This window comes from Paenibacillus sp. FSL R10-2748, from assembly GCF_038005565.1.
Lineage (GTDB): Bacteria > Bacillota > Bacilli > Paenibacillales > Paenibacillaceae > Paenibacillus > Paenibacillus polymyxa_B.
In genome coordinates, this window is record NZ_JBBOTK010000001.1 from 750,282 (window position 1) to 776,859 (window position 26,578).

28 protein-coding genes are annotated in these 26,578 nt (G+C 46.2%); 12 read left to right on the top strand and 16 right to left on the bottom strand.

The annotated features are described in order from the left end of the window. Positions 1-90: 90 nt before the first annotated feature. Complete coding sequence (locus NSS66_RS03550; RefSeq protein ID WP_013309488.1) at positions 91-606, bottom strand: acyl-CoA thioesterase; 516 nt, start codon at positions 604-606, stop codon at positions 91-93. A gap of 100 nt (positions 607-706) precedes the next feature. Continuing rightward, on the bottom strand, positions 707-1,255 hold the full coding sequence (locus NSS66_RS03555; protein ID WP_023987843.1) for a helix-turn-helix domain-containing protein: 549 nt from the start codon (positions 1,253-1,255) through the stop codon (positions 707-709). A 413-nt stretch (positions 1,256-1,668) separates the two neighbouring features. On the opposite strand from NSS66_RS03555, the gene NSS66_RS03560 reads away from it, so the two are divergent. Beyond that, positions 1,669-2,907, top strand: a complete 1,239-nt coding sequence (locus NSS66_RS03560) for an MFS transporter (protein WP_075153979.1) — start codon at positions 1,669-1,671, stop codon at positions 2,905-2,907. Between the two features lie 73 nt (positions 2,908-2,980). Here NSS66_RS03560 and NSS66_RS03565 read toward each other — a convergent pair whose 3' ends face one another. Further along, positions 2,981-3,154 (bottom strand): hypothetical protein, encoded by a 174-nt coding sequence (locus NSS66_RS03565; protein ID WP_160790889.1) that lies wholly within the window; start codon positions 3,152-3,154, stop codon positions 2,981-2,983. A gap of 154 nt (positions 3,155-3,308) precedes the next feature. On the opposite strand from NSS66_RS03565, the gene NSS66_RS03570 reads away from it, so the two are divergent. Together NSS66_RS03570 and NSS66_RS03575 are read left to right on the top strand one after the other, a co-directional pair. Then, on the top strand, positions 3,309-4,034 hold the full coding sequence (locus NSS66_RS03570; RefSeq protein WP_023987840.1) for an AzlC family ABC transporter permease: 726 nt from the start codon (positions 3,309-3,311) through the stop codon (positions 4,032-4,034). Then, complete coding sequence (locus NSS66_RS03575; RefSeq protein ID WP_023987839.1) at positions 4,031-4,354, top strand: AzlD domain-containing protein; 324 nt, start codon at positions 4,031-4,033, stop codon at positions 4,352-4,354. The genes NSS66_RS03570 and NSS66_RS03575 overlap by 4 nt, the downstream gene beginning before the upstream one ends. A 44-nt stretch (positions 4,355-4,398) precedes the next feature. Here the strand turns inward: NSS66_RS03575 and NSS66_RS03580 are convergent, their stop codons facing one another. The 6 genes from NSS66_RS03580 to NSS66_RS03605 form a co-directional block, all read right to left on the bottom strand. Then, entirely contained in the window at positions 4,399-4,554 is a 156-nt protein-coding gene (locus tag NSS66_RS03580; protein WP_155613660.1) for a hypothetical protein, read from the bottom strand. 57 nt (positions 4,555-4,611) lie between these two features. Beyond that, positions 4,612-5,346, bottom strand: coding sequence for an ABC transporter permease (locus tag NSS66_RS03585; RefSeq protein WP_013309463.1), 735 nt, complete (start codon positions 5,344-5,346; stop codon positions 4,612-4,614). A gap of 14 nt (positions 5,347-5,360) precedes the next feature. Then, positions 5,361-6,068, bottom strand: a complete 708-nt coding sequence (locus NSS66_RS03590) for an ABC transporter permease (RefSeq protein ID WP_023987832.1) — start codon at positions 6,066-6,068, stop codon at positions 5,361-5,363. Next, positions 6,065-6,988, bottom strand: a complete 924-nt coding sequence (locus tag NSS66_RS03595) for an ABC transporter ATP-binding protein (protein WP_023987831.1) — start codon at positions 6,986-6,988, stop codon at positions 6,065-6,067. Before NSS66_RS03595 ends, NSS66_RS03590 begins: the two co-directional genes overlap by 4 nt. Positions 6,989-7,132: 144 nt before the next feature. Continuing rightward, positions 7,133-8,203 carry a sensor histidine kinase gene (locus NSS66_RS03600; protein ID WP_069080729.1) on the bottom strand — a complete coding sequence of 357 codons (1,071 nt, stop codon included), beginning with the start codon at positions 8,201-8,203 and terminating at the stop codon, positions 7,133-7,135. Then, complete coding sequence (locus tag NSS66_RS03605) at positions 8,200-8,919, bottom strand: response regulator transcription factor (RefSeq protein ID WP_023987829.1); 720 nt, start codon at positions 8,917-8,919, stop codon at positions 8,200-8,202. Before NSS66_RS03605 ends, NSS66_RS03600 begins: the two co-directional genes overlap by 4 nt. Before the next feature lie 164 nt (positions 8,920-9,083). Here NSS66_RS03605 and yhbH point away from each other — a divergent pair, with 164 nt between their 5' ends. The 3 genes from yhbH to NSS66_RS03620 all read left to right on the top strand — a co-directional run bounded on the left by yhbH (position 9,084) and on the right by NSS66_RS03620 (position 12,935). Next, complete coding sequence (gene yhbH, locus NSS66_RS03610) at positions 9,084-10,250, top strand: sporulation protein YhbH (protein ID WP_023987828.1); 1,167 nt, start codon at positions 9,084-9,086, stop codon at positions 10,248-10,250. Beyond that, a complete protein-coding gene (locus tag NSS66_RS03615; RefSeq protein WP_069080728.1) occupies positions 10,247-11,689 on the top strand; it encodes a SpoVR family protein in 1,443 nt (480 codons plus the stop codon). The genes yhbH and NSS66_RS03615 overlap by 4 nt, the downstream gene beginning before the upstream one ends. Positions 11,690-11,903: 214 nt before the next feature. Continuing rightward, entirely contained in the window at positions 11,904-12,935 is a 1,032-nt protein-coding gene (locus tag NSS66_RS03620; RefSeq protein ID WP_209941493.1) for an aromatic ring-hydroxylating oxygenase subunit alpha, read from the top strand. Here the strand turns inward: NSS66_RS03620 and NSS66_RS03625 are convergent. From NSS66_RS03625 to NSS66_RS03655, 7 genes are all read right to left on the bottom strand, one after another. Then, positions 12,922-14,103, bottom strand: coding sequence for a PD40 domain-containing protein (locus NSS66_RS03625; protein ID WP_209941492.1), 1,182 nt, complete (start codon positions 14,101-14,103; stop codon positions 12,922-12,924). The genes NSS66_RS03620 and NSS66_RS03625 overlap by 14 nt on opposite strands. Before the next feature lie 122 nt (positions 14,104-14,225). Then, complete coding sequence (locus NSS66_RS03630; protein ID WP_209941489.1) at positions 14,226-15,809, bottom strand: sensor histidine kinase; 1,584 nt, start codon at positions 15,807-15,809, stop codon at positions 14,226-14,228. Continuing rightward, positions 15,806-16,492 carry a response regulator transcription factor gene (locus NSS66_RS03635; protein WP_025723943.1) on the bottom strand — a complete coding sequence of 229 codons (687 nt, stop codon included), beginning with the start codon at positions 16,490-16,492 and terminating at the stop codon, positions 15,806-15,808. Before NSS66_RS03635 ends, NSS66_RS03630 begins: the two co-directional genes overlap by 4 nt. Positions 16,493-16,526: 34 nt before the next feature. Then, positions 16,527-18,062 (bottom strand): PucR family transcriptional regulator, encoded by a 1,536-nt coding sequence (locus tag NSS66_RS03640; RefSeq protein ID WP_028542942.1) that lies wholly within the window; start codon positions 18,060-18,062, stop codon positions 16,527-16,529. A gap of 258 nt (positions 18,063-18,320) precedes the next feature. After that, positions 18,321-18,947: an aspartate/glutamate racemase family protein gene (locus NSS66_RS03645; protein WP_340958471.1), complete on the bottom strand. Its 627-nt coding sequence runs from the start codon at positions 18,945-18,947 to the stop codon at positions 18,321-18,323. A 15-nt stretch (positions 18,948-18,962) separates the two neighbouring features. After that, positions 18,963-19,913 carry an aminopeptidase gene (locus tag NSS66_RS03650; RefSeq protein ID WP_028542944.1) on the bottom strand — a complete coding sequence of 317 codons (951 nt, stop codon included), beginning with the start codon at positions 19,911-19,913 and terminating at the stop codon, positions 18,963-18,965. 26 nt (positions 19,914-19,939) lie between these two features. Then, a complete protein-coding gene (locus NSS66_RS03655) occupies positions 19,940-20,635 on the bottom strand; it encodes an AroM family protein (protein ID WP_034095005.1) in 696 nt (231 codons plus the stop codon). Between the two features lie 326 nt (positions 20,636-20,961). On the opposite strand from NSS66_RS03655, the gene NSS66_RS03660 reads away from it, so the two are divergent. From NSS66_RS03660 to NSS66_RS03685, 6 genes are all read left to right on the top strand, one after another. Next, on the top strand, positions 20,962-21,663 hold the full coding sequence (locus NSS66_RS03660; protein WP_023987818.1) for a response regulator transcription factor: 702 nt from the start codon (positions 20,962-20,964) through the stop codon (positions 21,661-21,663). Beyond that, positions 21,660-23,021, top strand: a complete 1,362-nt coding sequence (locus NSS66_RS03665) for a sensor histidine kinase (protein WP_068940128.1) — start codon at positions 21,660-21,662, stop codon at positions 23,019-23,021. The genes NSS66_RS03660 and NSS66_RS03665 overlap by 4 nt, the downstream gene beginning before the upstream one ends. 22 nt (positions 23,022-23,043) lie before the next feature. Then, entirely contained in the window at positions 23,044-23,637 is a 594-nt protein-coding gene (locus NSS66_RS03670; protein WP_071558973.1) for a PepSY domain-containing protein, read from the top strand. A 119-nt stretch (positions 23,638-23,756) separates the two neighbouring features. After that, a complete protein-coding gene (locus NSS66_RS03675; protein ID WP_023987815.1) occupies positions 23,757-24,308 on the top strand; it encodes a PepSY domain-containing protein in 552 nt (183 codons plus the stop codon). Positions 24,309-24,514: 206 nt separating this feature from the next. Then, positions 24,515-25,525, top strand: a complete 1,011-nt coding sequence (locus NSS66_RS03680; protein ID WP_076264328.1) for an aminoglycoside phosphotransferase family protein — start codon at positions 24,515-24,517, stop codon at positions 25,523-25,525. 18 nt (positions 25,526-25,543) lie between these two features. After that, positions 25,544-26,440 (top strand): aminoglycoside phosphotransferase family protein, encoded by an 897-nt coding sequence (locus tag NSS66_RS03685; RefSeq protein WP_340958472.1) that lies wholly within the window; start codon positions 25,544-25,546, stop codon positions 26,438-26,440. Positions 26,441-26,578: the final 138 nt, after the last annotated feature.

Below are 26,578 nucleotides of genomic sequence, written 5' to 3' on the forward strand. Positions count from 1 at the left end.
GAGCCGTATTCCGAGCAGATCATGGTGACTGCTAACGGAAAAGACGGCTCCTTTTTACGTAAAACGATGAAATTGATAATCTCTAGTACGTTACAGTTCCCACGGATAATCTGTTGTCAAAAAACTAGCCAGCTGCTTACTTTCTTCTCTCCGCTGACGCCGTATGGCTGCGCGTGATGGAGCCGTCTGGTGCAATTGTAACTGCTCTTCTGTTTCTGGAATCACCTGCGGGACGGTCACTTTACGGTTGTTCTCGTCCAATGCCACAAAGGTCAGGAAGGCGGTGGCTGCGATTTTCCGGTCGCCAGTCATCAGTCCTTCACGAATTACCTTTACGAACACCTCCATCGAGCTACGGCCTGTCCAGGTTACGAACGCTTCTAGCGTGACAGAATCACTCGGATGGATAGGTAGCAAAAAATCCACCGAATCCGTAGAGGCTGTAACTGTGTTCGTACGACACAGCTTAGCAGCTGCAATAGATGCGATATCGTCGATATACGACATTAATCGGCCGCCGAAGAGCGTGTTATGATTGTTGATATCGTTGGGAAATACTCGGGACGTCTTGAAGCAGTAGGTTTCTCGGATGTACTTGCTTTCCATGGATTCTTTCCTCTCTTTTCCTCGTTGCTCTCTTTTTATATCTCAGGATTTTGCAAAATCATGATGTGGAAGCCTGTTTTAGACTATGCTAATCATCCCACTAATCCGCATAATAAATCAATACATAAAAATCGGCATCCTCATCCGAATCATTTCGGTAGGTATGTATGTCAGATACTTGAAATTGCACGGCATCCCCTGCACTCAGCTTGAGCTGTTGCCCCTGCATTTCAAAGTACATTTCCCCACGGATCATGAGAATCGTTTCCTCCCCCAAATGCTTCTCTGCCTGGTGTGTAAAACCTGGCTTCAGACTTACCGTGAACACCTCAAACTTCTTTTCAGCGTGATACGGGAATACAGGGTAAACAAAATAGTTACCGTCCTCATCAATAACCGGATGCAGGTCTTCCCTCCGAATCTTCGTGATTTGCGGCGGATCTTCTTTGAGAAAGGTGGAGAAGGATACATGCAAACCGTTCGCAATTTTCCAAAGGGTTGTTACCGTAGGATTGGATTTCCCCTTCTCAATCTGAGCCAGCATCCCTTTGCTGACCCCTGTCAGTTCAGCCACCTTATCCAAACTTAATCCTCTAGTCTTCCTGATTTGAGCCAAATTAGAGCCAATAATATGCTGCATTGAATCCACGGACGATGCCTCCTTGTATCCAAAAGTCTATATAAGAAGAATACACAAAAGACTGTGTGTTCGCTATATATAGACTGTATCGTAAAATATCATTTATCTTTTGCAATTTTGGATGCATGACTTATTATCCACAGTAAATTAAGTGTAGCCGATCAAGGTAATACAAAGCTTAAACGGGAAGTAGACATGCTACAATTTACTGTAATTGTAATATGGTCAGGTTCCTCGCTTACTTCAACATGCAATAAAAACATTTGACATTGAATATAAATGTCCTTAAACTTTTCACTTATTAAAACTTTTTTCAAAACTATTGTAATATCCTGAAGGAGGGCTGCTATCCTATGACTTTTCCGTCCCTGAACACCCAACAGGTGAGAAAATCAAGTTTGGCTATCTAGGAGGGACTAAATTTGAATCTGCAAACCCGCAAGTCCCGCCACATGTATACGATGCAGCTGGCGACAATTTTTATTGGCTTTATTGTATTTGGCATCTCGGAAAATATTAAAGGCCCTGCCATTCCACGCATCCAATTCGACTTCAATCTGGATGAACAGCAGCTCGGAACATTGTTGTCTCTAAACGCACTTGGTTATTTGATTGCCTGCTCGTTCACCGCTGTCCTTGTCCGTAAGTGGGGAATCAAGGCGGTCAGCATCATTTCCTTTGCTTCCATGATCATCTCGGGAGTGTTCATCTATCTGTCGCACACGTATCCGTTCTTCGCCTCGTCCTACTTCTTGATGTATATCGGGAACGGCATGCTGGAGATTGCGCTCGCAATTTTGGGGGCGAGGATTTTTGTGAAAAATACCGGCACGATGATGAATTTGTCCCACTTTTTCTATGGGCTCAGCTCAACAGTCGCCCCTTTGCTGGCGACGGGAGTCATGTCACTGACGGTATTTGGACATATGCTGGACTGGCGGGGGATGTATCTGGCTATGTTGTCGCTCTGCTTGCTGCCGATTGTGGCCGCACTGCTCAGCACCTTCCCGGGAGACGATTTGCAGCATGAGGATCGAACCTCACTCAAGACGCTAACCCGCGATCCAGCACTCTGGATGATGGTAATGATCCTGTCGTTTGGAGTAGTCTCTGAGCTCGCAGTTGGGGGCTGGCTGGTCAACTTTTTAGAGAAAGCGTATTCATGGAACACGGTGAAGGCGTCCAGCATGCTCTCAGCGTTCTTTCTTACCTTCTCGTTGGGGCGCCTGTTGCTTGGTCCACTCACAGACCGGATGGGGTTCGTGCTTTCGACGATTCTATTCTCCGCCTTCTCAGCGATATGTACGTTCGCAGCAATCGCGGGTGGAGAGAGACTGGCGTTTCTCTTTGCCGTATCGGGTGCAGGTATTGCAATGATCTATCCGACCGTGATGGCGTTCATAGCAAGGAGATATCCGAAGGACAGTGATACAGCTATTACGTTCGTCGTCACGCTGATGGGCATAGGTAGTGTCATTGGCAACTATGTGATCGGCTGGGTAATCGAAGGGGTCAAGATAGTCTACGGCGCAACCACTGAGCTTGGCATACTGCGCGGACTTCAGGCGGGATATGGAGTTATCGGTCTATGCGCAGCCATCTGCGCGATCTCGGGAATTATTCTCTACGGATATCTGAAAAAGCGGCAGGAGCTTATATAAATCACCACCTTAGGGTTGTCCCATAAGTCATGAACTGACTGGGACGCCCTTTTTTTACGAGTTCCCCATTCAGTCAAAACAGCCCTTGTATGAACACATCCGAGCTGCTTTGATTCATCATCAGTTCTTGCTCATTTTCCATTTCGAAGAGCTCATCGGGAGCACATTTGAACACCACTTTTGGATGACTGGCTGCTGCCAAATCGTCTGGAACCGGAACACGACCGAACCTTTTTGGTAAGTACATAGCCTTCATTGGGTTGTCAACAGTAAAACAGCTTTTTAAGAGCAATTCTCCTGCAGGAACTATTCAACATAACATACAAACGTATAATATATTGATACTTTACAACTTACGTTATATACTATTATAAAATTTATACACTGGGGGTAAGGTTAAAATGTCCATAGCTTCGGAGTTGAGCGGAACGAAGCACGATTCACTCAGCTTTTTACAAGGGGTTAAAGATTGTATTCCTACATTGCTCGGTTATGTATGTATTGGGTTCGCGGCAGGCATTGTGGGCGCTTCATCAGGGGTTAGCACCATGGAAATTGCCTTCATGTCGGCGCTTGTATACGCAGGAGCCTCCCAGTTTATCATGTGCTCGATGCTGGCTGCAGCCAGTCCTCCATCCGTCATTATTTTAACGACTTTCATTGTGAATGCTCGTCATCTGCTGTTAAGTGCGTCGCTGGCTCCTTACTTTTCTAAATATTCATTGTGGAAAAACATAGGCATCGGTGTTCTTTTGACGGACGAATCCTTTGGAGTAGCGTCGGATAAATTGGCTAAAGGCGGGCAGGTCAGTGACCGCTGGATGAACGGGCTTAATATTACAGCTTATCTCGCCTGGATTGCATCCTGTGTAGCGGGAGGGGTTCTCGGGAACTGGATTTCCCGGCCGGAGGCTTTTGGTCTGGACTTTGCCTTGCCAGCGATGTTTCTTGCCCTGCTCATTTCCCAGCTCCAAAGTGTCCAGACCTCCAAACTCAAGCATCGTCTGCTGCTTGTGCTATGTATGGCTGTTCTGATGTACCTTTTGGCCTGGTGGGTGCCATCACATATCGCCGTCATTATAGCGACCATGATCACCGCAACGATTGGAGTGTTAACCGACAAATGAACATTAATCCCAATGTCCTGTATATCATTATCGGTGCCATGATTGTCACGGCGATTCCAAGGATCATTCCCTTTGTCGTGCTGCAAAGGCTGGCGCTACCCAAGCCAGTGCTACAATGGCTTTCCTATATTCCCATCTGCATATTCACGGCCCTCGTGATGGAAAATCTGCTCGTTCGAACCGAAACCTCAGTCACTCTTAATGGGCAAGTGCTTATGGCTGTTCTTCCTACGCTAGTGACCGCCTTGTGGAGCAAAAACCTGCTGGCTACCGTCGTTGTCGGTATTGTGAGTATGGCTGTAATTCGACTTTTGTGGTGAAGAAAAAAATTACCCTCCTACAATAGGAGGGCATCTGTCCTTTCTTAGGCTCCACCTGTCGTCCTTACTAACGAGGGCGACAGATCTCCTTCCTCAAAACCACGTTCTCGTTGTGAAAGATACGAGGAGGCTTGCAGCCTAAACATTTCTGCATACACTCCGTCTATATCCATTAAGTGTTCATGACTACCTGCTTCCACAATTTTGCCCTCCTCCATTAAAATAATGGTTGGGATTACATCCTCATGCTATCCTAACTACAACCAGTCCCTATTCACAAACATCTTTCTTCCACCATACAGATAGGCTAAAAACGTAAAAATGACAATCAGTCCGAGACTGTAAGGCTCAACTCTGGGTGCATAAGTCGCTGTTTGCGGCATCATAATATAATAAGGAATCGTAAAAGGAAACCACGCACCTATGGAAGAGTGAAAGCCTGTTATAACAATATTAGGAACCACACAACAAATGGACATTCCCAGAGAAGCTCCAAAATTCCGAATTTTTATCGAGAGCATAAGCTGTAGTGCTGCCAGGGGAAAAATCCCGAGCCACCCTCCCAAACCGGTAGAAAGAACGACAGACCAAGGGATCTCTCCTGGAGCACCTGCTATATTTCCACTTACAAAATAGCCTACTATAAATATAAGCTGATCCAGACCCAGTATGAGAATGAGCAATATATATTTTGCATAATAAATTTGCTGACGAGGATACGGGCTGCTCAATAAAATCTTCCATCCTCCATCCCGGTGCTCGTACGCACACAAAAGAGAAGCAATAATTCCACAATAGAGCGGATAAAAAAACATAGAGTGAAATTGCGCTGAATAAGTATATAAAGTTAACCAACTGGGTGAAAAAAACTGCTTCAAATCATTCAGTTCCAGGACTCCCATTAAAGAATTTATGATCGCATCCAATATAATGAGAATCCAAACCATGATCCATTGAAGCTTTATTGTCTCCACGCGTAAAATAGAGCCCATGTATCTTTTCCTCTCTATTTGAATTCATGCTTGGTAAACTGTAGTGTACCAAGTCCCGTAAAGATGACTCCTGCACTTAAAGCAACGATCACCCAAATCATGTGTTCCTTCATCAGAGGACTTGATAATGCAGGGTACGACCAAGGCAATATTTTAATCCACAGAATACTTGTGCGTGCCAAAAACAAGCTTGCAATTGAACCGAATATACCAAACGCTAATGGGAATGCCTGATTAGTGAAAAGCGTAGACAGCCAAAGTTGAATTGCAAGTACTGGTAGGGTAGCCAAGCTTGCATTAATCGGCTGTAACAACATGATCCGCCAAGGAATGGGTTCGTTTGTATATAACACCCAGATGAGGCTCATACCTGCTACAGTGATCAAGGCGGTACCCAACTGCAGAATCACAATCCATACGATTTTGGATAAATAGATATAACTTCTGGGAACAGGCATGGCCATAAGCTGCTTCCATGTTTGAGTATCATGCTCTGTACCGGCCATAATACTCGCCAAAAGTGTACCGCCAAGCAGCATCACAAACGAAAGGAACATAAACATAACGGCAAAACCAGCGTAGACACCTCCCGGTCCTTGCCGAAAGTAAAGATACCATTCCACAGCAGTCATGCCTGTAAGTACACACCCCTGTATAAGAGGAATCCACCAGCATATTTTCTTCAGCTTAAGCCCCTCTGCCTTTATAACCCGGAGTATCATAAGCTTCGCTCCTTACCTGTCAGTTCCAGGAATATCTCCTCCAATGTTTTTTTCTTCTCTGTGACCCGATAAATGGGATGATTGTGTTCCACAAGCACCTTGATCATCTCCGAAGATTGTTGCCGATCTACAATAGGAGTCACGACCTCATTTTGTTCAATCGATTCAGCCCCGGCCGTCCACCCATGCTGAATCAGTGCACCGGCAGCCAGAACAGGATCTGGGGTTTCAATGAATAATTGAGGCTTGCTTTTGGCGGTGAGTTCCTTCATCGTTCCCTGGAAGATCATTTCACCCTGATTAATAATTCCTACATAGGTTGCAATCTGCTCAATTTCGCTTAATAAATGGCTCGAAACCAGTACCGTCATTCCGTAAGCGCCAGGGAGGCTCATAATTAACTCCCGAATTTCCTGAATACCAGACGGGTCCAAACCATTCGTCGGTTCATCAAGTATCAATAATTTGGGGTTGGCAATAAGCGCCATAGCAATCCCCAGTCTTTGTCGCATCCCCAAGGAATATCCCTTTACCGGACGATACGCATCCTTGGTTAATCTCACTAAATCCAGCACTTCATGAATTCTTCGGGTCGGCAGTCCACGCATGGTTGTAACGATTTCTAAATTTCGATATGCGGATAAATGGGCATAATAGGCAGGTGATTCAACCAAGGAACCAATATCCTTCAATATTTCCATACGCTGATCCTTCAGCTTTTTCCCGAAAATCTCAATTTCCCCGGATGTGGATTTAATCAGCCCAAGTAGCATACGAATCGTGGTTGTTTTACCCGCTCCATTAGGTCCTAAAAATCCATAAATCTGCTGTCCGGGTACCTGGAGATTTATTCGTTTTACAAATTCCCGTTTTCCAAAACGCCTAGTTAGCTGCTGTGTATGTATTACATATTCAGACATTTCCTGATCTCCTCTCGACTTCTAATGCTGAAGCTTAAGTTACATACAGTTTACTGAAGTAAAGTAAACATCAGGTAAACAGTCCCTAAACAACAGGCAAAAAAACCGAGCAAACTGCAAAATGTGAGATCAAATGTTAAAAAGTTAGATGTTTAGCGGCAGTGAAATCTCCATCCTAGTACCCGCTTTACTGCCTGAAAGGATATGAAGCGTTCCGTTATGCGCCTCAATAAAGCTTTTGGCAATAGGTATTCCATGCCCTTGGGAATGAGATACCTGCATGTACTCATTGGAATTCATTCCTATTCCGTCGTCTTCGATAGAAATATGAAGCTTATCGTTCGCTTTGCTTACTTCCATGGAAACGTGTGTACCTGGAGGATTATGAATGATAGCATTAATCAAAAAATTCTGCAGCGCTCTGCCTAATAATTTACTATCGAAGGGCATAATACATGCCGCGTCCATTGACGTAAAAGAAAATTCGTATTGCTCGGCTGAAGGATGGTTAGCGATATCTATGACTGTACTACGGAGAAACTCCACAATGTCCTCCTTCTCCAATTGGATTGGCAATGGACCTTCCTTAAGCTGCATAGAAGCATTCAAATCCTGAATCAACTGCTTCATTTCCGTCACTTTCTCACTGATACCCATACTAAAGCTTCTTCTTTCTTCATCAGACCAGTCATACTCTTGAGCAGTTAGCATAGCCGCATATCCTTCAATATAAGATAATGGTGTTTTGAGATCATGGCTTACACCTGCTACCCACTGCTGTTTTCGTTTCTCTAATTCCACTCTCTCTTCCTCATTGCTGCGCAATTGAGCCGATAAGATGTTCATTTGTTCAAAAACTTCTTTATACAATTGATACGGAGGTTTATAACTATTTTTCTGATTTTTTTTGCCCTCTGGCAGTTCCAGTTCACTTAGCGGCGCTTGGAATTCCCCTGTCGCAATATTTCCAATCCATTTAATTACATACACCAAAGGTTTGCCTATATACCATCCGTAGGCAGCTATGAACACAACACTCTGCACGATACCAAGTCCTGTCCAGAATAGATCAATATTTATATTTTGAGATGCTCCAAATATACTTTTTATAAAAATATATAAGATCGTGCAAATAACAAAACATAGAACATAGGCCAGTACAAAGCATAATGTTACTTTCATAAAACGAAAGGACATCTTAACCAGAGAGTTCATTCTTGCTCCTCCATCTTGACTGACATCATTTTATAACCAAGTCCTCTTACATTGATTAAAAATTGCGGGTGCTTGGGATCAGGTTCTATTTTTTTCCGCAAACGGGAGATATGAATCACTACAGTCTTCTCATCACCCAAGAAGGCCTCGCTCCATATCGCCTCATAAAGCTGCCGTACACTGAAAATACGGTTAGGATGCTTGCACAGAAATACCAGCAGTAGCCATTCACGTGCCGGACAATCGACCTGCTTGTCCTCCACATACAATACACCGGATTCCAGTTCCAGACGAAAATATCCAAAATCTAAAGTGCGTAAGGTCGGTTTCATGGCCACTGTCGAAACTTTCCGATATTTCATTCGAGCTTTCATACGCGCAACGACTTCCAGCGGGTTAAACGGTTTGGTAATATAATCGTCCCCTCCGATACCAAACCCCATTAATTTGTCTAGGTCTGTATCTCTTGCCGTCAAAAAAAGAATAGGGGCATCCGTATATAGACGCATTTGACGACACACCTCAAACCCATCGTTATCAGGCAGCATAACATCAAGTACAATCACATCCACATGAGATTCCATCACGACTTGCAGCGCTTCCCGACCCGTTGCAGCATGCTTGACTTGAAGGAATCCTTCTTTTTTTAACACCGTTGTCAGCATATCCCGCAACCCCTGCTCATCGTCTACTATAAGTACTGCAATTTCTTCCATAACCCAAGGTTCTCCATTCTTTTTTTACATTTTTTACTTTCATTATAAAAGCAAACGGGCAGAATTTAAATCGAGTTCCATCACATATCGTTCATCCCCGTGAATATACTTAATAACCAACAAGGCCAAACTGTGCCGTGTATCCACTTGGGGGGTGCCTAATAATGCCGGAACCACGCCAGCCATATTCATTCGTCGTATCCCGCGAAGATTGGTCGCTGCATCGCAAAGGGTACCAGGACCAGCAACGTCATCAGCAGAAGGTCAAAGATGTCATTAAGCAAAATCTACCCGATCTGATAACGGAAGAAAATATTATTATGTCGGACGGTCAACAGATTATTAAAGTGCCGATTCGCAGTCTGGATGAATATCGCTTCATTTATAACTATCAAAAGCAAAAGCATGTAGGCCAAGGAGATGGCGACAGTCAGGTGGGGGATGTCATTGGACGTGATCCTGCTTCCCAGAAGCCAGGTAAAGGTGAGAAAGCCGGCGACCAGCCGGGACACGATATTATGGAAACGGAAGTCAGCATAGAAGAACTGGAAGATATGCTGTTTGAGGAAATGGAATTGCCGAATTTACAGCAAAAAGACAAGGATCAAATTGAGGTTGAATCTATCGTATTTAATGATATACGTAAAAAAGGCATGCAAGCGAACATTGACAAGAAACGAACCATTCTCGAAAATCTGCGCCGCAACGCCCGTGAGGGGAAACCGGGCATTCATCATATTAGTCCGGACGATCTTCGCTACAAAACATGGGAAGAGAAGACCATTCCCCAATCCAACGCGGTGATTATAGCTATGATGGACACCTCAGGTTCGATGGGCTCTTTTGAAAAATATTGCGCTCGCAGCTTCTTTTTCTGGATGACCCGCTTTTTGCGCCGTCAGTATGAAAAGGTGGAAATTGTCTTTCTCGCGCATCATACCGAGGCTAAAGAGGTTACGGAAGAAGAATTTTTTACCCGCGGAGAAAGTGGCGGCACGATCTGCTCTTCCGCTTATTTGAAAGCACTGGAGATTATCGACAAACGATATCCTCCTTCCAGCTACAATATTTATCCCTTCCATTTCTCGGATGGCGATAACCTGACCTCGGACAATGAGCGGTGTGTGAAGCTAATCGAGGAACTTATAAAGCGGAGCAATATGTTCGGCTATGGAGAAGTGAATCAATATAATCGCAGCAGCACGCTGATGTCAGCCTACAAGAATATTAAAAAGGATCAGTTTATGTACTATGTCATCAAGGAAAAAGGTGAGGTATACCAAGCCTTACGTACCTTTTTTCGCAAACGGGAAGGGGGATCGGTGGGATGAGTACCGACCAGAAGGAGCTAGAATATGCGATATCAGAAATTATGGAGATTGCCGATGGATTCGGGCTCGATTACTACCCGATGCGGTATGAGATTTGTCCGGCGGATATTGTATACACGTTCGGAGCCTATGGTATGCCCACGCGCTTCAGCCACTGGAGTTTTGGAAAAACATTTCACAAGATGAAAATGCAGTACGATTTTGGATTGAGCAAAATCTATGAGCTGGTCATTAACTCCAATCCCTGCTATGCCTTCCTGCTGGAAGGAAATTCTTTGGTGCAAAATAAACTGATTGTCGCCCATGTACTGGCACACTGTGATTTTTTCAAACACAACGCTCGCTTCTCAGCTTCTAATCGCAATATGGTAGAGAGTATGTCGGCCACAGCAGATCGAATCAACAGCTATGAAATGGAATACGGGTCAAAGGCTGTAGAATCCTTCATTGACTCTGTACTGGCGATACAAGAGCATGTAGACCCACAGATCATCAAACCAAGGCATCTGGATAAACAGCGTTACATGGAGCTCAAAATTCGGGAGCAGAAAGAACCCGGAAAACGCCAGCGTCCCCCTGGGCCTTACGATGATCTATGGTCACTGGACACAGTGAAGCAGCATGATCCCGCCGAGACCGAGGGCATCAAGGTACGCAAGTTCCCACCGGAACCTGAAAAAGATATCGTCTGGTTTATTCAGGAATTCTCGGAGGTACTGGAGGACTGGCAGCGGGATATTATGACGATGCTACGGGACGAAATGCTGTATTTCTGGCCTCAAATGGAGACCAAAATCATGAATGAAGGCTGGGCCTCCTATTGGCACCAGCGGATTGTAAGGGAACTGGATTTGACCGGGGAGGAAACCGTTGAATTTGCGATGCTGAACGCTTCTGTCGTACAGCCTTCCAAGCAAAGCCTGAACCCGTACTATTTGGGACTGAAAATATTTGAGGATATTGAAAAACGATGGGATAACCCAACCCGTGAGGAGCAAGAGCGACAAGGACGCAAACCGGGCGAAGGACGCGCTAAAATGTTCGAGGTACGAGAGTTCGACTCAGACACCTCTTTTATACGCAATTACATGACCAAGAAACTGACAGAGGATTTGGATCTGTACGTGTTTGAGAAACGGGGACCCGATTGGAAAATTACCGATAAATCCTGGGAAAACATACGGGATCAGCTCGTGTTTTCACGTGTGAATGGAGGCTCCCCTTATATCGTCGTCGAGGATGGAGATTACCTGCATACGGGCGAGTTGAAGCTCAAGCACCAGTACGAAGGCATTGAGCTGGATTTAAAATATATGGAGCGCACACTTCCGTATGTATATCAGCTGTGGGGGCGCACCGTTCATTTGGAAACATTGATTGAGGGAAAGCTCGCCTTATTCTCATATGACGGTAAGAAACATCATCGTAAGTTTGTATAGTCATACAAACTCAAATAGCCAGCCTAATTTAAAAAAGGGGCATTCCTAAAAAGGATATGCGCCTTTTTTTACTATTTCATACAACCTTAAGCGACCTTCGTTTCTTGCCAATTTCAGGACACCTGTTTCGTTTTGGATCAGGGGTGTATTATACTAATATGATAAATGACCCATGGGTCATAATTGAGAAGCAGAACAAGGAGCGTTGATATAGATGAACACCCATCCCAGCTTTCGTGAAGTTCGTGAAAGTGATCAGCAGGTATTCCCGATTGCCTGGTACGCCGTTGGCTGGTCCAAGGAGCTAAAAAATAAACCGCTTAAAAAGCGACTGCTTGGCAAAGATATTGTCCTGTACCGTGATGATCATCGTCAGGTACATGCCATCCATGCTTATTGCCCGCACCGAGGAGCTGATTTATCGCTCGGCTATTGTCAAAGCGGGCACATCACATGCCCATATCATGCATGGTCTTTCGATGAGAGTGGGCAGTGTGTGGATATTCCGGCACACCCGGGACGGGCTATTCCTGAGTTTGCTCATACCTATGCCTATCCCGCGATTGAAAAAGCCGGCCTGCTGTGGGTATATCCTCAGGCCGTTGGCTCAAAGTCTGAGATAAACTCAGAGATGGGGACATCCACGTCCCCACCTCCCTTGGAGATTTTTCCCGAGATGGAGGACCCCTCTCTCATTTTGTCTCCCTACGATTCCGTGTGGAAGGCACATCTGACGAGAGTTGTGGAGAGCGTGCTGGATGTCGCTCATTTGCCAATTGTCCATAACAAAACGATCGGTAAAAAATCCTCCACCGACATTCATATCGAGTTTGAAGCGGATGACAATCATATTCGAGTGAAAAACGGGAAAGGTCTATTGCAATATACCTTTCCACAGCAATGGATTTTGACTCCCGCAAAAGAAGGACGCAGCAAGTTTATTAATTTCGTCACCTTCACTCCGATTGAGCAAGAGTTAACTGCCATCTACGGACTGGCTGGACGTAATTTTGCCAGATTTGTACCGGGTATGAGCCACATTTTTTCCAGATACAGTGGCAAGGTGCTGGAAGAGGATCGGGCAGTGGTGGAAAGCCAGCATCCGCGTCCAATCCCAGAAGCGCTGCGAATGGAGGCACACGTCCCCGCTGATGGACCTCAGGTTCGGTTTCGCAACCGCTGGTATGATTTCCTTGTCAACGATGAGCCTCGTGTACGACTGGGTCCAGAAACTACTTCCTCTTAAATTCGACGATGTAGCTTTGATTGAGCTGTTTTCCACCTTCCGAGATGTTCTGGTACATGGATAAAAACCGGGCGGATGGGCTCCATACCGTTGGGCTGTCATAGGATTGGATATCGGTCGTAACCGGAGTGGTTTTACCCGTGGACTGGTCAAATACATACAGCCCTCTCATGCCTTGCTGATCCTCATCATAAATGGAATAAGCAAGCTTGGACCCGTCGCTGGACCAGCTTCCACGACTCATTAAAGTGCCTTGACCGACGATTCCTTTCTCTTTGCCCTGTTCATCCAAAATGATCATACGGGCTGGTTCGGATGTATTCCATTTCCGTTTTTCAATGGCAATTGACTTACCATCAGGCGACACGGCAAAGGACATGGCCCCCTCTGCAATGGTCACAGCCTGAGGATGATTGAGGGTGAACCGATTCAGCACCGGATACCCTTGTTTATCACTGCCTGTATAAAATATGGCGTTACCCACTTTTTCGACATGAGACATCAATTCAGAGCGATTTGGATCTTGAAAACTCAATTCTTTAGCTTTTCCGTCCAGACCAATCAGCTGGATTTTACCATCCGGTGTGCCTGTAATGAGATCATTCTCATCGCTCCAGCTCACTTCGTTAGTCATATCCAGCTTGCCGATCGATGTAACCTTACCACTGCTTAGTTCCAAAATGTAGCCCTGAATATCATATTTGCTGCTGGTGCTACCTTCAGTAAAAAAGACATGGCGCTGATCCGGTGATACCACAGCAAGTAACTGTGGAGCCTTACGACCTGGTGTTAAAATCCGCTCCTTGTCTGTCTCTACATTATGAATCCACAGCTGGGTTTTACGCTCCACAATCAGCTCTTCGTCGCTCAGCCAAGACCTCGCGTAGACATCCCCCAGCCTGTCGATAGACGATACCACCAGCTCGTCCGTTACTTGCTGCTGGGCTGCATCCGTGTCAATCACAGTAAGCTGTTGCCCCGGTTTCATACCGGATGCTGGATTTGTCTCTCCTGCGCTCTTTATGCCGCAACCGCTGAACAATCCCCCGGCGATTAAGCCGGTCATGAGCACCCCCGTGGCTTTCTGTCTGAAAACTCTTGTACGGGAATCTTCGCGATGAGAGGAGCCGTTCTTTTGCCCATAGCTGCCTATGTTTTTCTTTATCATGTACAACGGCCTCCTTGTTAACGATACCCCCATTTTAATGCCCGAACATCTCATGAATACATCGGATTGTTTCCAAATTGTAAACAAGACACCATTTTAGCCCTGTGCTAACAGTTGGCCGTTTACAGGGAGCCATCGTGAACCAAGAGAGGGAGTCTAAGCGAAAATTCATTCCCACTTACATTTGTATGCCCGTTGTCATTTTCCAACCCACTATGATCTGAAGCTGTAAGCTGCAACTCTCCCCCCATGCGCTCCGCCAGTCTGCGCGCCAGAGGAAGACCGAGTCCCGTACCGCTGTCCTGACGAGATCGATCACGACTTAAGGTAGCAAACGGCTCAAAAATCATGTCCCATTGCTCCCTAGGAATCCATGGGCCGGAATTGCGTATACACACAATCACGGTGTCCTGTTCCACTCGATTCGATAACGTAATCCATCCACCGTCCCGATTGTACTTCACTGCATTATCCAGCAAATTCAGTACAATATGCATCAGATGCTTAGGGTCTCCCCACACCTGGGCAGGAACGGTATCTATCGAAAAATTCAGTCTACGCGCTGCCGCTTTTCCTCGAATACGGCTCCCTGCATCTTCCAGTAACGAATGCAGTTTCACAGCCTCCGTATGCAATTCAAAATCATATTTATCCAGCACAGATAGCCGCAGCGAGTCCTCGACAAGCTCGTATAACCGTTTTGTTTCCTTACTGATACTTTCTCTCGCTTCACGCACCAGTTCAGGATCATCCCCATACATATCCAGTAAATCAGCATAAGCCTGAATAGAGGTTAATGGAGTCTTTAGTTCATGACTGATATTTCCAATAAAAGATTTTTGCTGCTGCTCCAGCTCTCTCAAACGCTGAACCGCTTCTTCCAGCCGAAGCTTTTCGTTTTCCAGCGCGGTAATGCTCTCCCGAATCACATGACTCATCTGGAGCATTCCTTCATCCAGCCTTCCCAGCTCGTCCTGCCGCCGCAGCAGTCTGGCTTCTGGATAGTGCCCTGTCGATATCTGCTCGGAAGCGCGAGTCAGTCGTCCGATATCTCTCGTCTGGCGGCTGACATAGCCTAAGCCCAAAATAAAGCTCAATACCAGCACCGCACCCCCTGTCCATAGAAACAACTGGGCAATGGCCTGGTAGAACTGCTGCTGCGCTTCTGTTGAGCTATGAAGCTGTACCACTCCCAGTAAGCCGTCCGGACCTTGAAGCGGAGCCAAATAGGTGACTGCGCTACCTTCCGTAATATACGCAATTTTGCCTTGGAGCGCATAGGAAAGGGCCTGGCTGACATTTGTTCTAAAAGCCAGCGGTAGAGAATTGCCAACCTCATGCCCCTGACCATCATATAGAATAACGCGCATATTGCTGGATACGCCCAGTTCCACTGCGAGTTGGGGCGCCTGCTTCTTCATGAAGCCTTCCGGTGATTGGCGCACTCCCAACAGGTAAGACTGTTTTACACGCATTTCTACAATTTCGGCCTGGCGCTTTAAACTGCGTTCCATTTGGTCTGTCTGGTTAGCGCGAATGCCAGTAAGCACGAGCCAGCTCAGCACACCGACAGTAAACAGCAGCAAAGCCGCCAGTACCAGGGGAAATTTCCAACGCAGGCTTAAGCCTGTAGGTTTGCGTTTGCGTTTCTGTTGGTCGGTGGACCGCAAGCTTCCTTGCTGATGGAGTGAATGATGTTCGTTCACGTCATTTTCTCTGCCTTATAGCCGATACCATACACGGTCTGTAATATCGCCTGGTGTGGCTCAAGCTTCTTGCGCAAGCGCTGGATATGAATATCCACCGTCCGCGTTCCGCCCACATAATCGAAGCTCCATACCTGCTCTAGCAGCTCGTCCCGTGTATACACCCTCCCGGCATGAGACACCAACAGCGCCAGCACATCAAACTCCTTGGGGGTCAGATCCAGCGCTATGGCTCCAAGTTCAGCCGTTCGGCTGGACGGACGTACCCGTAATGGGCCGAGTACCATTTCTGTTCCTTCCGGGGCAGGCGCTCCTTCTCGCTCCAGTCTCCGTACCAATGCTTTAATACGAGCGAGCAGCTCCCTTAGGTCAAACGGTTTGCTCATAAAATCGTCCGCACCCAGCTCCAGCCCGAGTACCTTATCAACGATATCGTTTTTGGCCGTCAGCAGTAAAATACCGATGCCCTTCCGACTTTCCAAACGGCGGCACACCTCATATCCACCCAGTTTGGGCATCATCACATCCAGTATGAGCACATCCGGGTGGAACAAACGCACTTTTTCCAAGGCGTCCTCCCCATCAACAGCGGTTTCCACCAAAAAACCCTCTCGCTTTAACGCATAAGCCAGCGCATTCCGAATGCTTGCCTCATCGTCCGCTATCAGTATTTTTTTATCCATGTCCTGCCCTCCCTGCATTAAAAAAACGCTCCAGCTACCTATGTTCCCGCAAATAATAATGAATCAGACATGTATGACATATAAACTGCTCACGTGGATCGTTAAGATCAAAATCCGTCATGTCGCGTATCCGTTCCAATCTGTATTTTACTGAGTTACGATGTATAAAAAGATAATTGGCTGTATCTACCAGACTGCCCCTGTTTTCCAAATAATAAAATAACGTTTTGAGTAAGTCACTGCCATGTGAGCGATCATATTGCTGAAGTCTCCCCAGCTTGCGTTCAAACAAATTTGAAAATTCCTCTTTGTCCATCGCTTCTCCAAGCATATAGTGCATCTCTATATCGCTGTATTTGCATACACGTTTATCAGGATACAGCCGCTGGGCTACAGTAATGGCACGACGTGCTTCATTGTAGCTTTGCAGCAGCTCCCATAACTTTTTGGCACTTCCGATGCCTAAATAATAATCGGCGGTACCCCAGGCTTTTTCAGTTGACCAGTTTTTCAGCGTATCACTCCAGGACGTTTCCTGATCAGAGCCAGGTGCGTTCTGATGATCATTCGGCTGAAGAGTCGGCAGAAATAATATCGCACGATTTGAACGGAACTCAATATGAGACACCACACGCCGTCGGGTCGATTCCATACTCAATAACCCAGAAAGAATCTCTTCTGGCGGAGCCGTAGCACTTTCCAGTACAGCCACCTCCCAGTTATATTCCGGGTTGAATCCCAATTGACGACCTCTCCGCTCAACCTCATGCCGCACCGGCAACGGAGGTGTCATGAGCTCATCTATAAAATTCCCCCGTAGTCGGCTTTCCGTATCTTCTACTGCCTTTTCACGCATTAATTCTAACGCCATCACCAGCCGTGCCTGCTCAATACCAACCTGCTCCATATCATCCAGTTCATTGCGGGCAATGACCAACTTGGCGACTGTACGTTTATCCACACTAATTGGAAAATGACGAGCATCTTGTACCTTCGCCCAATCCCAATCTTGTGGTGAAGTGACAATGGCTTGACCACCATTATCAACCAAAGCAACCGGAGCTTTAAAAAGCTCTGCTATATTATCGCTTACAGCCTGTATGCCACTGTTCTCCAGCACCATCGTCGTTAACGTTCGATAGATTTCTTCCGAACGTCGCAGCAGCTCTGCCTGTCGGTTCAACACCATATCCATGACACGCTGCGTAATATCCGTATAGGGAATATCGGCTGGAATCTCAATCACAGGAAGGCCACAGGCATTGCTTTCTTCAAGCGCACTATGGGGAATTTCCGTGAGAAAGCGGGTAGGCTTGATCACAAGCGCCGCCGCCCCGCCCTGATGCAGTAATTGAATAATTTGACACAATACCTCAGGCTCATGACGGATCGAATAAGCCGTTGTCATTAACAATACACCTTCCCGGACCCAGCCTTTCAGGTCAGGGACTTCCATAATGTCAATAAACCGGACAACCCGGCTTAGCCCTTGTTCTCCGCTTAATACCTTCGCCTCCTTCAACACGGGTATTGCCATGAGCTCTTGAACTGTTACACCCGGTATTTTCATAAAGACAGACCACCCTGCTATTTATTTTGCAAAATCCTTAGTTCATCTAATTTTCAGGATAGTGTACCAAAAAAGTGTACAAAACAAAACCTTTTACCGCTTGGTCAAATCTATCCACACCAGCCCATTCCTATCTTTAGGAGCTCAATGGAACATAAATAAACCGCCCTTTTCTGGAAAAGGCGGTTTATTTTAATATTCAACTATTTATAATGAAGTTTAAGAACTATCCTGCTTGTACCCCACACGAAGTGTCTGCTAGCGTACCGAAACAGCTGCACCCAACGCCACAATCGGGTCAATAGCCCGAATCCCTAGTGTACGCTCCAGCTCTGGCGCAAAGTTCATTGTTACAAAACCTGTACAGGCAAGTACAATTACCTCAGCCCCCTTCTCCTGAAGCCGTAACGCTGCTGCCATAGCTGCCTCTTTACCTTGTGGAGTGTTCAAGTCCAGTGTCGTCTGCACACCTATGGGACGCTCTGTACCGATATAGGAATCGCCCAAAATGCGGCGAATCAGCGGCGGAGCCTCCTCCAAAATGGTCAACACGCCTACACGGCTGGCCGATGTCAGAGCCAAGAGTGCCGCACAGGACCCCGCCCCGTATACAGGTACAGATACAGCCTGACGAGTTTCCTCTAGCGCCGGATCAGCCGCGCAGCTAATACCGATAGACGTACAGCCTTGTTCAACGAGTTGTTGCGCCGCGAGCACAATTTTAGGCACCGCTTCCCGGTCTGTGATATCATCGTAGATCCCTTTCGGCTGATCGGGAATACATACACTGGTGACAGGTAGCCCGTAGCGCTGCTCAATGACCCGGCCGTGAAGGTCGATAGCTACTTTGTCCTGCATGGTAAGCACTCTGATTATTCCAAGCATGATAACTTCCTCCCTTTATCGCTCTAGCAACTGACCAGCCTTCATAATCAGACGATCATCCAGATATACATCCGGTTTTTGTACGACTCCGTCAATATGTACACCCGCAGCGACAGTTCCCCCAAAGGTATTATTGCTGCCAAAAGCGACATGAATCGTGCCATATACTTTCTCGTCCTCTAACACAACACCTGTAATGCGGGCTTTATCATTCGTTCCAATACCAAATTCGGCCAGCATTCTACCATCGCCTTCGCCGAGCATATCCAACAGGGACTGTCCGGCTTCCCCTTCTGCCGCGATTAATCTACCATTTTGCACCGTCAGCAGCAGTGGCTCTTTTAAGGCACCGATTCCCGCTACAGAACCGTCCACCACAATCTGACCCTGTGCCGTTCCTTCCAGCGGAGCAATATACGCTTCACCGGAAGGCAGGTTCCCCGATTCGCCGGGATTCAAATACATACCTGTGCTGGGAACACCGTTGCGCCCTTCTATGGTAAAGTTCAGACTATATCCATCCTTTTCAATCCGTACCTGCTTGGCAGCAGTCAGCAATGCGGTCACCTCTTCGGTCAGCGCCTTGACCTTCGGATAATCAGCAGCAATTGCTCCATTCATGAACATATCGTCTGTCATGCCAGGCATGGTCGCCAGGCGTGCTCCAGCAGCTGCGGCTTGCTTACGGGCACTTGTATGTGTCAGCGAATACCGGGTGACACATACAACAACGTTGGAGCGAAGCATGGCTTCGGCAACAGGGGCTGGAGGCTCCTCGCCCGATTTGGAACGAACCTTCATCGTCAAAATAGCTGCTTCTGCCCCCAGTGCCTTGCCAGCTTCATATATGGACTCGCCCAATTCTTTTTTATCATCGTCGGTTACGACCAGAAGCGTCTCTCCAGCGGTAAGTCCCAAACATTTTTGCAATACATTTTTACTGATTTCAATACGTTGTTGACTCATAGTTCTTACCTCCAATTTTTAGGTCCTTACACCATTTCCGATACCAGTTTGCCAATCAAGGCATTGGACAATACAACGGGAACCCCTGAGTAATGCGCCGCTAGCTCTCTATGCGTTTCCGTATAGCCCATGCAATCCAGTACGATCAGATCGGCTTGATTCTTGAACTGTCCTGCTGCTCGGCGAAATTCTTCCTCACTGCCACTGTAAGGCGAGGCCGCCGCAAACTCTGGATTCAATCCATAAGGGCTGAATTTAAGCTTGAGGTTGTTCTTCTGTTCTTCGAGCGGTCCAATGAGACCCAACCTTCTTCCGCTGGACATGGCCTTTAGTACAGGAGGAAGCACATGATCTGGCTCAATTAGAAAAGCGCTTCGGGTATGCAACCCAGGAAACACACCGGTACAGAGTAACAAAATAGTACGTATGCCCTGCTCCTCCAAACGTGTGATTTTGTCCTGGAGCAGTGGCTGGATTTTTTCGCGTGAAATGACCACCGACTCCCCGGTCGTCAAGCGCGAGGTTAATACATATTCTCCCGGTGACGGTGATAGATGCTGTTGTATATAGTCCAATGAGAGCCCATCTAGCGCACCAGCCTGTACCAGCTCTGCCCGTCCTTCCAATGCCCTTTCTACGATAGGGGCCACATCTGACCGGGGGGCTTGCCCAATCGTAATCATCCCAAGCTTATGCATTTTGAATCCCTGCTTTCGCTTCATTTTATTTTACGCTCCTGGCGACAAAGGGCAAGCTCGCGGTCTGCCCTTATTTCGGTTCTGATGAATAGTTTTAATTTATGTTACTGCAACTTTCCTAACATAAACAATGTTCATACTGACCAAAACAAAGGCTTGTTTGTTGTGCATAAAGGATAAAAAAACAAAATCATAGCGCTATCATTACATTTTCATCCCTTTTAATGTAAAGAAATATAACGTGCTATAAACATCTCTTCCCTCACTGCCCTGCGCTTTGAAGTGCCTTACCTGTCCGTATATGCTAAAATACTTCCGTATCGGCTATTCGCCTACAGGAGGGCATGATCATGAAACAATCTATTTTGATCGTAGAAGACGAAGAAAAGATTGCCCGGCTTCTAGAGATCGAACTTCAATTTGAAGGCTATCAAGTATGTAAAGAAAAAAACGGAATTGATGGGCTGGAGACGTATTGCAAAGGCAATTGGGATCTAGTGTTGCTGGATATTATGATTCCCGGTCTCAATGGCATCGAGCTACTTCGTAGGATTCGTAAGCATGATGCGAACGTTCCTGTCATTTTGCTGACGGCTAAAAGTTCCATTGCAGATAAGGTCGAGGGACTCGATTTGGGAGCCAATGATTATGTTACCAAACCGTTTGTGATCGAAGAGCTGCTTGCACGTGTACGGGCCGCACTCAGAGTGGGTGCAACGAAAGACATGGCTCCACAAGGGGTAGATAAATGGCTTAGTGCCGGGGATTTACGTCTCCATGAAGGTACTCGTGAAGTTCTTCGAGGAGAGCACAACATTGAGCTTACACCGCGAGAGTTTGACTTGCTCGTTCATTTACTCAGACACCAGCGGCAGGTACTTAGCCGTGAACAATTACTGGAGAATGTATGGGGCATAGATTATATGGGCGATACCAATGTGGTCGATGTGTATATTCGCTACGTGCGCAATAAAATCGACCCTACGCGCCAGCTCCCTGAGCTGATCCATACTGTACGCGGAATTGGTTATGTACTGAAGGAATCTTTATGAAGCTACAAAACAAAATCCATACGTACACCTCGTTATTATTCGCGGTCTTACTTGTAGCCATTAATTTTTCGATCTATTTCCTATTCAGCCAATTTTCGATAGACAATCGAAAAGACCAGGTAGAGGCCGCAGCAGAGAACATAGTTCGTGGGATTCAACGTGCTCCGGTATCCGTAGCCGCTGAGGATCTTCTCCGAGCCTATGTACCGCTGGATGGCATGCTTCGGCTGATGAAACCAGAAGGTGACTTTCTTCCCCCTATCACCTCTTCTTCCGAGCAATCTCTTAGCTTGATGAAGGGCGTTTTTGATGAAACACGGCAGGTTCGCATGATTACCTATGAAAGCAATCGTTACATTCTTGTATCGCTCCCCATGATTTGGACCAATGGCGAGGTTGTCAATCTCCAGGTGACCGAAAGTCTGCAACCGACGATGCAGACGCTACAGGTACTCAGAATTGTACTTGTGGCTGTCACTGGAATTGCGCTCATTCCTGTTGTGGTGTCGGGAAGGCTGCTCGGCAGACTGATCACACGTCCAATTACATCTATGATTAGCACGATGAAAGAAATTCAGCGCAGCGGGAAATTTAAACGCCTTCCGCTCAATTCATCATCACGCGACGAACTGGTCGAAATGGGAGAAACATTTAATGACATGATTGAACTGCTGGAGCGGAATTTCGTCAGGCAAGAACAATTTGTATCTAATGCGTCCCATGAATTGAAGACACCGCTCACCATTATTGAAAGTTATGCCAGCCTGCTCAAACGGCGGGGGTTGCAGCATCCCAACATTTTCGCCGAATCCGTTGAAGCGATTCATTCCGAGGCGATCCGAATGAAGGACATGGCAGAGCAGCTTCTTCTGTTGGCCAGAAACGAAGAACAATGGAATGTCGTGCTGGAGCCTGTACACCTGACCAGAATAGCGACAGAATTAAAAGCTACATTTGAAAATGCGTTCGCCCGACAAATTCAACTGGATGTACAGACAGACTGCATTGGCTATACCGATGAAAATAAGCTGAAGCAGCTCCTATTTATCTTTTTGGATAATGCACGCAAATACAGTGACGAGCCGATACACCTGATGATTGATACGGTGGGCGGTACAGCTCAACCCTGCATAAGAATCACAGATCAAGGAATTGGAATCCCGGAAGAAAAGTTATCTAAAGTATTCGACCGCTTCTATCGTGTGGATGAAGCCAGAAGCCGCGAGGAAGGTGGGGCTGGGCTAGGCTTATCATTGGCTACAGGAATTGCACAAGCTATACATGCTCAAATTGGGCTAGAAAGTGTAGAGGGGAGCGGAACAACTGCAACGATCATCCTCCCTACCGTTCCAAAATAATAAGCCAAAGGAGGGAATAACGATGAAAGCCATCTATGTGTGGGTGATTGGAGGTACGCTGGCGGCTGTGTTGATTACAATTTGTCTTTTACAGTGGCCTTGGGCACGGTCGTTAGCAGCTTCTCCATTGGAAGAAAAGGCCGTCATCCAATCCGTTTTGCATCAGTATCCCGGCGAGGTGCTCGAATCCCAACGCTTGGGTGATTTTTATCTGATCAGGCTGGAACGCGCCAAAGGGAAGTACGATATAAAAGCCAATGCCTATGACGGTGTCATCGACTCCATTAAGCGGATACAGGTTTATACAGATGCGAAGCAGGAGCCCCAAGACCACAATCCTGGTAACTCACCAACCAGAGACACATCGAATCCAGCTAATAAACCTGACCCGGTTTCTCTCGTTATTACAGAGAAAGAAGCAGCCAAGCTTGCTGCCAAAGCAGTTAACGGAACATCCGATGATATTGAGCTTCATCGCAACGACAAAGGCCTCTACTATCTGGTTGAGGTTGAGGTAAAAGATGGGCGTGAAGCAGTAGTACAGGTCAATGCAGTATCGGGCTCTATCGACTCTATAACGTGGGAAAAAGAAAAACAGGAGCACAACGAATCATGACGACTTGATGATCATCTCAGCTCATGTTTTCTCATGGTTTTCTCATGATTCTATTATGTTCCTCTCATGTTCAAGAGATAAGCTGTATTCATGCTTATAGCACAAGGAGGAATTATGTAATGAAAAAAAACTATACATTAGGAATTATGGCAGCCACGGTTCTGCTTGGAGTTACAGTTACGGGTGTCTCAGCGAATGCCGTATGGGCCGCTAAACCTACGGGCCTTATTGGAGCGACCGCCGCTGCCAACATTGCCAAGAAGGCTGTGGGGAATAATGCACAAGTTGAAGATGTCGAACTGGAGCGCAAGAACGGAAAAGTCTACTATGAGGTGGATCTCCAGCAAGGGGATAAAGATTGGGATATAGATGTTGATGCTTATACTGGGAAAACCATCCGTTCCCATTCTGAGCTTGATCATGACTCGAATGACGAGTCCTCCCTTAACAAGCCAAATCACATCACCCTGACTGAAAAACAGGCTGGACAAATTGCGCTTAAACACGTACCCGGGAGTACCCTTTTGTCTTCTAAATTGGATAAGGAAGATGGACAGTTCATCTACGAGGTAAAGGTACTCACCAACGAAGGAACCGTTGAGCTTGAAATCCATGCATCATCTGGCGCAATCGTGGATACAGACGAAGATGATGATGACAACGAATATTAATCACCCAGGTCATAATCAGGGTAACTAAATACAGAGCTAATTAAAACGGAGCAGCGAACTTTCGCTGCTCCGTTTTTTTGACCAATGTGACATAGGAAAAGAACGAAGATGGCTTCATAAAACTGCACCTATTATTTCTTCATGAATAGACTGATAACTAACAGAGGATTACCTTTTTCTTCAATCCAAAGTCAAGTGAGGTTCTTATGGCGAAATCCTATACTAAAGCACAGATTCGCAAAATCACCCGTCGTTTCGGCCTGATCCCGTTAAAATCAAGCTTAGTCTCATCATTATACCGAAAAAATGCAGTGATCCAGGTGAAAACGAAAAAGGGAACTTATGCATTAAAGCCCTTTAGTCGTACAAAGATGGTCCGTTCAAATACGATTCAACAGATGGAACGAGCTGCGAGTCATATAAGGCTTTTGAAAAAGAGAAAGTATACCTACATGCCCGCATGGCTCCCCACTCATTCCGGCAAGTTATGGACTCTACATCAAGGAACGCCATTTTATGTAAGTCAGTGGATCAAAGGACGGGGACTGGAAACCGCTGAAGATTTCGAAAAACTGGGGCGGGCACTTGCCACACTTCACGCCACCTCCACCGGCTTGCATCGGATGGATAAAGGAAAGTCCCCTCCGACCATTCAACAATTGCGGATATGGAAAAACCAGGATCGTCTTTTTCAAAGAAAAATGATAAAAAACAGTCGCCATGATAAAACGTACCGCAACTGGTACAATGCTCACGGCGAAAACTGCAAACGTTTATCCAGGCGAGCATGGAAGGATTTGCAGGATGCATCCATCATAAGGCTGCTTCGGATGGAACATCGGCATCCCTCCTTGATACACAGTGATATCACTACCCCAAATGTCATTATTTCGGATGACGGTCATCTCAAAATCATTGATTGGGATCGGGCTAAAATCGGCTCAATCTATGCTGATTTGGCAAAGGCCCTTATGAATACTACTCAATTCAATCCTGAATTTGTGCAATCCTTGCTGAAGGGATACCAAAAGCGTAAACCACTAAGCCGTACTGAACGGAAGATTGTTACAGCTTTATATAAACTACCACGAGAAGCCTGGCATGCTTCCCGACACCCGAATCGTTCAAGAGATCGCGAAATCCTGGACAATTGGGATCAGTCGTGGCCTCTTCGATTACAAATCATCCATATTTTGCAAGAGTGGGCTCATGTATAAAAGAAAGTGAGGATCAAAATGTCGATTTTATCGAACGTTGAGCAGATGTACGGAATCAAAATTCAGCGTACCCGTCAAATGAAGGACATTCACAAGATTGAGACCGCTAATACGACTTATTGCTTAAAACCCTACAAATTTCCGGAAGAAGAGATCCGTTTTATTACACGTGTCTTGTCCTACTTGGATGAGCGCAGGTTTACACGCAGCCAAAAGGTCTATCCAACAGTACAACAAACGGCTTACATGACCTATGAAGGTGTTTCGTATACATTAACCAATTGGGTTCATGGACTCAGACCAGAATTCACAAAAAGAATAGACTTCAAAAAGGGAATTGCTACTTTAGCCAAATTCCATTCCAGTGCCGTTAGCTTTCCTATCACTGAAGCTCCGCCATCCAGAATCCGTTATGAAGGCTTGAGCGATGAAATAGCTGGATACAAAAAACGCCTCATCCCATACAGAGGCACAGCACATCTCGTAGCTCTTTGTGAAGAAGTGTCCCATCGCCTACAGCAGCCCAAAGTTAGAGAAGCCATTGCTCAGGAGCAAAAAGCCGCCGCATTTATACACGGCGACTATAATTATCCCAATCTGATTAAAGACAAACAGCTCAAAATCCATTTGATCGACTTTGAAAACTGCTCCCTACATGTAAGGATGAAAGATCTCTCCCATCTTCTTCATCGGAATTGTCTTTGGAATGGGACAAAGATGCTGCGCGCGATAGATTACTATCAACGATATCGTCCATTGAGCACCCATGATTTGCATCTGCTTCACGCACTATTGATCTCTCCCTATCATGTGGTCCGCAATATCAGAATAGGCGGCTTCCGTTCTGCCAAGCGAGTCATTCCGTCGTTCGTGCATTTGAACAAATACCGACGTGAACTTAGATCGTTATTATAATCTGTCAGCTTGGAACTAAACAAAAAAAAACAGACCCGCTGAAAAGGTCTGTTTTTTTGTGTTCTGACAACAACTACAGGAAAAGCGCATGCCGCTAAAGCCAATCGACTTGCTGCCCCCATAGTACATTCAAGCCAC